9 protein-coding genes are annotated in these 7122 nt (G+C 59.8%); 3 read left to right on the top strand and 6 right to left on the bottom strand.

The window, feature by feature from the left end; translation table 11 throughout:
• Both tnpC and BZF61_RS09835 read left to right on the top strand, forming a co-directional pair.
• A partial coding sequence (tnpC, locus tag BZF61_RS09840; protein WP_143736998.1) for an IS66 family transposase occupies positions 1-629 on the top strand: 629 nt, incomplete at its 5' end.
• Positions 626-1249, top strand: coding sequence for a plasmid pRiA4b ORF-3 family protein (locus BZF61_RS09835; protein ID WP_027443935.1), 624 nt, complete (start codon positions 626-628; stop codon positions 1247-1249). The genes tnpC and BZF61_RS09835, both read left to right, overlap by 4 nt.
• A gap of 209 nt (positions 1250-1458) precedes the next feature.
• Here BZF61_RS09835 and BZF61_RS09830 read toward each other — a convergent pair whose 3' ends face one another.
• A complete protein-coding gene (locus BZF61_RS09830; RefSeq protein ID WP_143736996.1) occupies positions 1459-2106 on the bottom strand; it encodes a hypothetical protein in 648 nt (215 codons plus the stop codon).
• A 286-nt stretch (positions 2107-2392) separates the two neighbouring features.
• Between BZF61_RS09830 and BZF61_RS09825 the strand changes: the two genes are divergently transcribed.
• Positions 2393-3139, top strand: a complete 747-nt coding sequence (locus tag BZF61_RS09825) for a hypothetical protein (RefSeq protein ID WP_143736994.1) — start codon at positions 2393-2395, stop codon at positions 3137-3139.
• A 177-nt stretch (positions 3140-3316) separates the two neighbouring features.
• Here the strand turns inward: BZF61_RS09825 and BZF61_RS09820 are convergent, their stop codons facing one another.
• From BZF61_RS09820 to BZF61_RS09810, 5 genes are all read right to left on the bottom strand, one after another.
• Positions 3317-3856 (bottom strand): hypothetical protein, encoded by a 540-nt coding sequence (locus BZF61_RS09820; RefSeq protein WP_086618893.1) that lies wholly within the window; start codon positions 3854-3856, stop codon positions 3317-3319.
• A gap of 81 nt (positions 3857-3937) precedes the next feature.
• Complete coding sequence (locus tag BZF61_RS15600) at positions 3938-4333, bottom strand: winged helix domain-containing protein (RefSeq protein WP_143736992.1); 396 nt, start codon at positions 4331-4333, stop codon at positions 3938-3940.
• Positions 4326-4517, bottom strand: coding sequence for a helix-turn-helix domain-containing protein (locus tag BZF61_RS09815; protein ID WP_086618892.1), 192 nt, complete (start codon positions 4515-4517; stop codon positions 4326-4328). Before BZF61_RS09815 ends, BZF61_RS15600 begins: the two co-directional genes overlap by 8 nt.
• A 137-nt stretch (positions 4518-4654) precedes the next feature.
• Positions 4655-5455: a hypothetical protein gene (locus BZF61_RS15595; RefSeq protein WP_143736991.1), complete on the bottom strand. Its 801-nt coding sequence runs from the start codon at positions 5453-5455 to the stop codon at positions 4655-4657.
• Positions 5456-5531: 76 nt separating this feature from the next.
• Positions 5532-6698, bottom strand: a complete 1167-nt coding sequence (locus tag BZF61_RS09810; protein ID WP_086618891.1) for a tyrosine-type recombinase/integrase — start codon at positions 6696-6698, stop codon at positions 5532-5534.
• Between the last annotated feature and the right edge of the window lie 424 nt (positions 6699-7122).

Genomic DNA, 7122 nt, shown 5'->3' with positions numbered 1-7122 from the left:
CCGTGCTCGAGGCAGGCTGCTTCGCCCATGCGAGGCGCAAGTTCTTCGAGCTGGCCGATGTCGTAAGCTCGGCCCGCAAGAAGAGTCGCGGACAGAGCGCCGCCATGATCTATCCGATCGCGCTCGAAGCCGTGCAGCGCCTCGATGCCCTGTTCGACATCGAGCGCGGCATCAACGGCAAGAGCCCGGCCGAGCGGCTTGCAGTTCGCCAGGAACTCAGCGCGCCGCTCATGGCCGAGCTCCACACCTGGCTGACCGAGCAGGTCGCCAAGCTATCGCGCGGCCATGATCTCACCAAGGCCTGCTTCTACATGCTCAAGCGCTGGGACGCGTTCACCCGCTTCCTCGACGATGGCCGGATCTGCCTCACCAACAACGCAGCTGAGCGCGCGCTCCGCTGCATCCCGCTTGGCCGCAAGGCATGGCTGTTCTGCGGATCCGATCGCGGCGGCCAGCGTGCCGTCATCATCTACACCCTGATCCAGACCGCCAGGCTCAACGATGTCGATCCGCAGGCCTGGCTCGCCGATGTCCTCGCTCGCATCGCCGATCATCCCGCCACCAGGCTCGATCAGCTGCTGCCTTGGAACTGGCGCAAGAGTGAAGGTCTGCTATCGCAGGCGGCATGACCCGCCAAAGCGCCATCGACAGTTTTACCGAGATCGCCACGCTGCGTATCGAGCTGAACGATTCCGACCCGCTCATCTGGCGAGAGCTCGAAGTCCCAACCTCCATCACCCTCAAGGTGCTGCACGAGATCGTCCAGACCGCCATGGGATGGCTCGACTATCACCTCTGGGAGATGGTCATCGATCACCAGACCTACGGCCTGCCCATGGACGAGGACTGGGGGACCGCTCCCCGCAAGGTCGCCTCCCGCACACGACTGCGCGATGTGCTTGCTCCCGGCACTACCCGGATTCATTATGTCTATGATTTCGGCGATTACTGGGAACACAGTTTGATCATCAGGGATGTCCGAGCTGGGGATCGCTCCACGGCATATCCGCGTTTCATCGCCGGTGAGCGCAACTGCCCTCCCGAGGACTGCGGCGGCATCCCGGGGTTCTACGAAATGCTCGAGGCGAGAAACGATCCGGACCATCCAGATCACGCCGATGTCAGCGAATGGCTCGACGACTACGATCCAGACGAACTCGATGTCTTCCCGATCAACGGCATCCTCGGCCGGATCGCCGCTCGTCGTAACGCCGCAGCAAAACGCATCATCAAACCCAGTGACCGCTAACTGAAACGGGTGCGGCCTTCACCGGATGGATACAGAATCGGCGTGCCAAGACAAAGAGATAGCGAGCATGCTCTGACAGTGGCAGCTTCCCAATCAGATCTGATTGGATCAGAAATCGCCAATCGCATCTGATTGAGACGGCCGCAGGTTTCTGATTAGTATGAGCTTTTCTGTGCTTGGATCACACATCAGATTCGACTGAAGTTGCTTTACGCCTCGGTATCAACGCGAGGCATCTCGGTCGGAACGGTGAAGCTCACGCTCACACTACAGTCAGGCTTTCCGTCTATCATTAGAAAGGACGCGAAGTACGAACGGGCGACACCGCCTCCTTCTTCCGGCATGAACACAGTTGCGAAGTCACCCTCCCGCGACATCGGAAATCGTACCCCCTTGGGTGATGTGCGCCACTCGTAGTCGTCGGAGAGCTTAAGCTTGGTGTTTGTCTGCGCCTCGCCGGGCCAAGACCAGTCGACGGTAGCCTCAAGCATCCGGACACATTCTTCGCGGCTCAGCCTAGCCTCTGGGTCGAACCACAGGGTAATGCTGTAGAGCTTGTTGTCGCGCCCGATCTCCGCCGCGAATTTGTAGGGGATCGATTCGTGGATTACGTCGAATTGCGGTCCGGTGCGCTGGGTGAGAAGGCAGCCCCGCAAAACCAGTGTGTCAGCGCAGTCCGTTATTGAAGCCGGGTTGAACGTGCCGATCGCCGCAGCCGCCAGAACTTCTTCGAATGACATGCCGAAGCGCAATGGCCCGAAGCCGTCGATGTCGGCGGGCTGATCGCTCGCACCGCTGCGTCCGCAACCTGACATCAATAGGGCCGCCAAAGCCAGCGACGTATACTTAACTCCCACCCTCGCGCCCCTCTTTCGAAGAGCCGCTAGGTTAGGTACTTTGTCCGTTCATGCCAAGGCGTGAACGCATCGCGTGTCACAAGCCGGACAGCATATGGAAAGCATGGCGGGGGAGAATTGCGGGTCCTCCCTAGAGATCGGCAAACTTGTATGCGGGCGTAGACCGCTTTCCTTCCCTCAGAGCTGTCGCCAGGAATTAATTTCCATCCGAAGTATCCCTTTCGATTGTCCTTTTTGGCCCGTCCGATCATTATCCCTCCAACAAAGAGCGCAAGGTGGGGGAGCCATGGGTGCCTTGAAAACCGCATATCTGGCATTGGCTGCAATGGCATTGGCCGCGCAGGGGGCGCCTGAAGGCAGTTCCGGGCAGCAAGAGCCCGCCCCACAAAAGGCAGTGGTCGATGGTTCGTGGGCATTTGTGCAAGAGGATGGTTCTTGCGCGGTGTCGCTGAATCTCATCTCGCGCGCTAGGCCTGCGGTGCTCGTTAAGGTTAATCGAACGGAGGGGTGGACGCTATTAAGCGTCATCGGCATTGAGGCTAAGAATTCCCGGGGCCGTGAGGTACCCCTCTTTCTTGAAGTCGATGGAAGGATGGCGGCGAGCAGCGACAAGGGTGAATTCATGACCAAGGGCGAGCCAGCCTACTTGTGGCGCTTCTCGCCCGCATATGGAGATCGGTTGACCAAGGCAAAGACGCTCGAAATTTCGTTCGGCCTTGAGGACTCGATGCTCATCCCATTGTCTGGTGGCGACGCCGCACGGAACGCAATGCTTAGCTGCCTGAAGCCCGAGACCGCGCCGCCAGTTGCGAGCTCCGCACCTCAATCTCCAGCGCCGCCAAGGAAGGCCGACCGCCGCTTCTGCAAATTTGGCTATTGCCCCTGCGACCGCACGGACCCCGATTACGGCGGGGTGGACTCTCAGATATGCAGAACCCGGGAAGCCGGTATGCCCGTTTCGGACGAATGGATGATCATTGGCGCAAATGCGCGAGATGCTCGCCGCCAGATCCGAGAATTCAACGGCAACTAAATTCCGTCTCAGCCGAAAACTTGGATTGAGCACAATCCTTCCGCTTGTGAACACAAATGGAGGAGTGAGCCGCGCTACCCATGGTAGCAGCTATGTGTGCGTGGAATTCCGACACATAGCAAATCGGCGGAATTCCGCCATTTGGGTCTGATAGCGTATTGGAAACCGACACCGCCACTAACGCATGGGGGGGATAGCTTGGCTTTCCGTGTCGGAATCCAACACCGGCAAATGACCAGAATCGCGGGCCTTGCGGTACGCCTTGAGGGCTCGCATTCCGCGCTCCATCCGCTTGTGAGCCTTGGTGCCGGGCTCCGGCTGGCGTTCCATAAACGCCATTGATGGGCCCTTTCGACCCGGCCCGGCCAGCCAGCTTAAGCGCCAACATCGAGCGCGGGACTTTTCGGCCGCCTTGACATGGAATGATGCCGCCTCGGTCATCTCGATAAATCCAAGATCCTGCAATTCATCGAAGGCGCTCCGAACCGCCGTCAGATCGGCCATGCCAAGGCGCCCCGCAGCATCGCGAATGCCTAGATAGAGGCTCCCGTTGTTGTCGCCATTGTCAAGCATGGTAAGCTCGACCAGCAAGGCGCGTGCGGCGACGCTGAGCGCACGATAGGCGGGTGAGTTCAAAAGGCGATGATCAAGCCGAGCGAAACGCGACGTAGGGTTGCGGCCGGTCTTATTTGGTTTGTTCTTCCTTCGCTTGCGCATGGCAAGGCCTTCCCTTTTGGGGGATCAAGCGAGTGACAGATAGCAGGGCGACCGTAGCCAGCCGCCCTGCCGTCATGTCTGTCAGTCGGAATTGACTTCGATGATGTTCACGGTCGACCGCAGGACATAGCGGGCGTGCCGCCCGTCATCATGCTTGCCCCAGAGGGTGACAATCGTCAGCCCGCGCCGGTTCTTCAGCTTGCGCACATGATCGGAAAGCCGCAGCGACCAAGTCTCCCGTGCGAGAGGCGTAATCCCTGCTTCGCCTGCCTTTACGAGGGACAGAAGCACTTTTGCTACCTGCCCAGTTTCTTTGAACGGCTGGCCGTCAGGTCCGATTGCCTTCACGACAAGCCGCTTGCGAGGGGATCGGGGCGAATGGTACTGGTCCAGCTGTCCGGCGGCTTCGCGGCCTGCGACATTCGCCCCCAGAGCCGCTCCACCGGCGCTGGGGGCATCTTTCTTGAGGTCAGCCATTGGACGCCTCCCCGCCCTGCGTCGGTAGGCTGGCAGCCCAAGCCTCCGCGTCGGCAACGGCGATGCGTGTCGCCCGGCCGATTTTCCTGATGGGGATGCGATTGGCAGCCACCTCGCGATAGAACGCCGAGTGGCTGATTTTGAAGCGGTCCTTGAATTCCGCCACCGTCAACAGTTGGGTCATTGTCGTTTCCCATGCCGCTGTAGGGACCACGCGGGATTGCGCAGCGCCTCAGGGCATGGCTTGGGATTCCACAGAACGGGTCAGATATTGGAGCAATGAGAATACCAAAAGTCTCGCGCTTGTTGCGGCATTCACAGCTAACGCATTATCTGCGCGACCTTCCCGCGCAAGTTCCTCACCCGCGTTGCCACGTTTTCTGGAGTGATCGAGGCTTCTGGATCATCAGAAAATGCCGTTGCGAATTCAGCAATGGATTTCCAAGGTAGCTCTGGCGACAAAGCGGCTGGCCGTGGGAAGTGGATTCCTCCCGCATTATGCCCATCCTTGCGAAATCCTGTCACGAGGTCGGCAAGGACCAGTGCGACTGCTATCTCGGGCTTGGGTAGGCGCGCAGGTAGCGTGTCGTACAGCAGTGGACCATAGCGGGCCGGGTGGCGGTCGGGCTGACTTGCCCAATTCTCGAGCTCACGAAGCGCATTGGCGACGGCGTTACAGCCATCTTCATGCGTTATTTCAATCCGAGCGTCTGGACTCAAAGCCGCGACGATGGAAACGCCCAGGTCACGCTCTGCCCTTCTGAGGGCTGGCTTTCCCAATGCATGCCGAAATGCGCATGTAGCCTTTGCTAGCGTCTCTAGGTGCTTCTCGTCCAGCTTTCGGCTGGCAATCAGATCTTCATCGGCCTTCCAGTCGTAGGAGTGCCATCGCTCAGTGGCTTCGATGAGTAAGTGGCGCAGAGGCCAAAAGCCCGACTCACTTGCCGACCAATTTTGGTCAGAGTTCCTAGGCAACCGGGAAGTTACCCAATCGGCGAGTGAGAATGAGGCTGCATGAAAACGCTCAGGGATCGGCGCTCTGCCCGGACCAACCCATAGAGGGGTTACGCCTGAAAAAAAGTCCGAGTTCACCACATCGGGGCGATTGCGAGGCTTGGCCATGGTTAAATGAAGGCGGCAGCGATGCCGCCTCCCGTTCCCCCGGTAGGGCCATTGCCATGGTAGGGTGCAACATCGCTCAAAGCACCAGACCTCCCAACGCCTTGACCGCGGATTTCTCTCCCAAATGCCCGTAGTGCTTTTCGATCATCGCCACGCTTGTTCCGCTGATTTGGGCAGCTGTCAGGATGGGGAGGCCGAGCCGGATCAGGTCGGTAATGCCCGAATGCCGCAACGTGTAGGCGGACGTGCCAGCCGGGAGGCCAGCTTCCTTGACGGCTGCCGATATTGGGAGCTTCCAGCTATTTCGGTCCCATGGTTTTCCGTTCGATCGCATGAACAGGGGCGCGGCTGGCAACTTCCCTTTCGCCTGCGCGCTGAACAGCCGCGCGGCCTCTGGCGGGATCTGAATCCGCCGGGGCTTTCCGTTCTTGTCTTTCGCGATTGTCAGTTCGGACGTGCGCTTGTCGAAGTCCCGCACCGTCAAAGCGGCCATTGCTCCAGGACGCAATGGTAAGAGGCAGAGAGCTCGCACAAAGGGCTTTGCCTCGTCGTCGATGCTATCGAGAAGCTTTCGGCGCTGCGTCCGATCGAGATACAATTCTCGCCGACCATCAGCATCCTTCACGGCGCGTAGCGCTTCTTGCCATGCGGCTTCGCTGCGCGGCGCGCCCGGTGCGAGCAATCGGCCTAGCGCCGCTCGTAAAACGGCCATGTCCCGATTCACGGTCGATGCAGCGCGCTTGCGGGTACGCGCCTCACCATCTTTCGGGCGGGACACAATCGCAGGAGCATCTTCGAGGCGCTTCCGCCATGCCTTCAGGTGGTGCTTCCGCAGCTTGTCGAGCCGCACGCCGGCGAGGGGATCATCATAGACGTGCCTCCGAAAAACGCCTTCGGCGATCTTGCCGGGCTTCTCCGTGAGGTAATCCTCGCACGCGTCTTTGACCGTCTCGATTTCGCGGCGCACCTCTCCGCCCGCCTCGACCAGATCGGCGAACGCTTCGGCCTCCTTCTTCGCCAGCGCGAACCTCTCGTTTGGGGCCACCGTGCCGAAGTCGCCGAGCGCCTTCATCCGGTACTTGCGAAGGTCCTCATCGTAGGCACGGGCAATCCAAGTGCCAGCGCCGCTCTTTTTCGATGGTCGGAACCCGATGAAACATCCAGCGCGCAGCCGCTGCCAGTACGGCTCCCGCTGGGCCTTCAGACCGTCCCGTTCCTTCACCCTGCTAAGATCGCGTGCCACGCGCCGTTTCCCTTCATATTATTTCGTACGGAACGAGTACGGAATACAATAGGGGAGGCATGGGGACAACCGTGGACATCAAATCTCTATTTCACAGCGCTTTAATCATCCCCATGCATCCCCATGAGTCCGGAAACCCGCCCTTGGTAAGGGTGAGGTCGGGAGTTCAATCCTCCCCAGCAGCACCACCCCCTGCACAAAACGTTGCAGCGTCTGATGTGTGGCGATGGGCGTCTAGCGCACCCTGGCCAGCGCAGACCGCAGCTTGTCCGTTCCGAAGATGAACCCGGTCGCCGCGCTTGGCGGAACCCGGGCCGTAGGAATCGAGCACGGTCACCACGCTGTAGAACGATTGATCCACATGATGCGCTGCCATCGCCTCCACCTGATAGGGGTCTGGATGATGCACAAGGCCCGGCGGCAG

It is taken from the genome of Erythrobacter tepidarius (assembly GCF_002155695.1).
Taxonomy (GTDB): Bacteria; Pseudomonadota; Alphaproteobacteria; order Sphingomonadales; family Sphingomonadaceae; genus Erythrobacter; species Erythrobacter tepidarius.
This window is presented reverse-complemented; position numbering and strand designations above follow the sequence as displayed.

What these genes read in the sequence shown, in the direction of transcription:
- BZF61_RS15595 (WP_143736991.1), bottom strand. Translation starts at nt 5,455, where the DNA reads ATGGCCAAGCCTCGCAATCGCCCCGATGTGGTGAACTCGGACTTTTTT.
- BZF61_RS15600 (WP_143736992.1), bottom strand. Translation starts at nt 4,333, where the DNA reads ATGGCTGACCTCAAGAAAGATGCCCCCAGCGCCGGTGGAGCGGCTCTG.
- BZF61_RS09815 (WP_086618892.1), bottom strand. Translation starts at nt 4,517, where the DNA reads ATGACCCAACTGTTGACGGTGGCGGAATTCAAGGACCGCTTCAAAATC.
- BZF61_RS09825 (WP_143736994.1), top strand. Translation starts at nt 2,393, where the DNA reads ATGGGTGCCTTGAAAACCGCATATCTGGCATTGGCTGCAATGGCATTG.
- BZF61_RS09835 (WP_027443935.1), top strand. Translation starts at nt 626, where the DNA reads ATGACCCGCCAAAGCGCCATCGACAGTTTTACCGAGATCGCCACGCTG.
- BZF61_RS09820 (WP_086618893.1), bottom strand. Translation starts at nt 3,856, where the DNA reads ATGCGCAAGCGAAGGAAGAACAAACCAAATAAGACCGGCCGCAACCCT.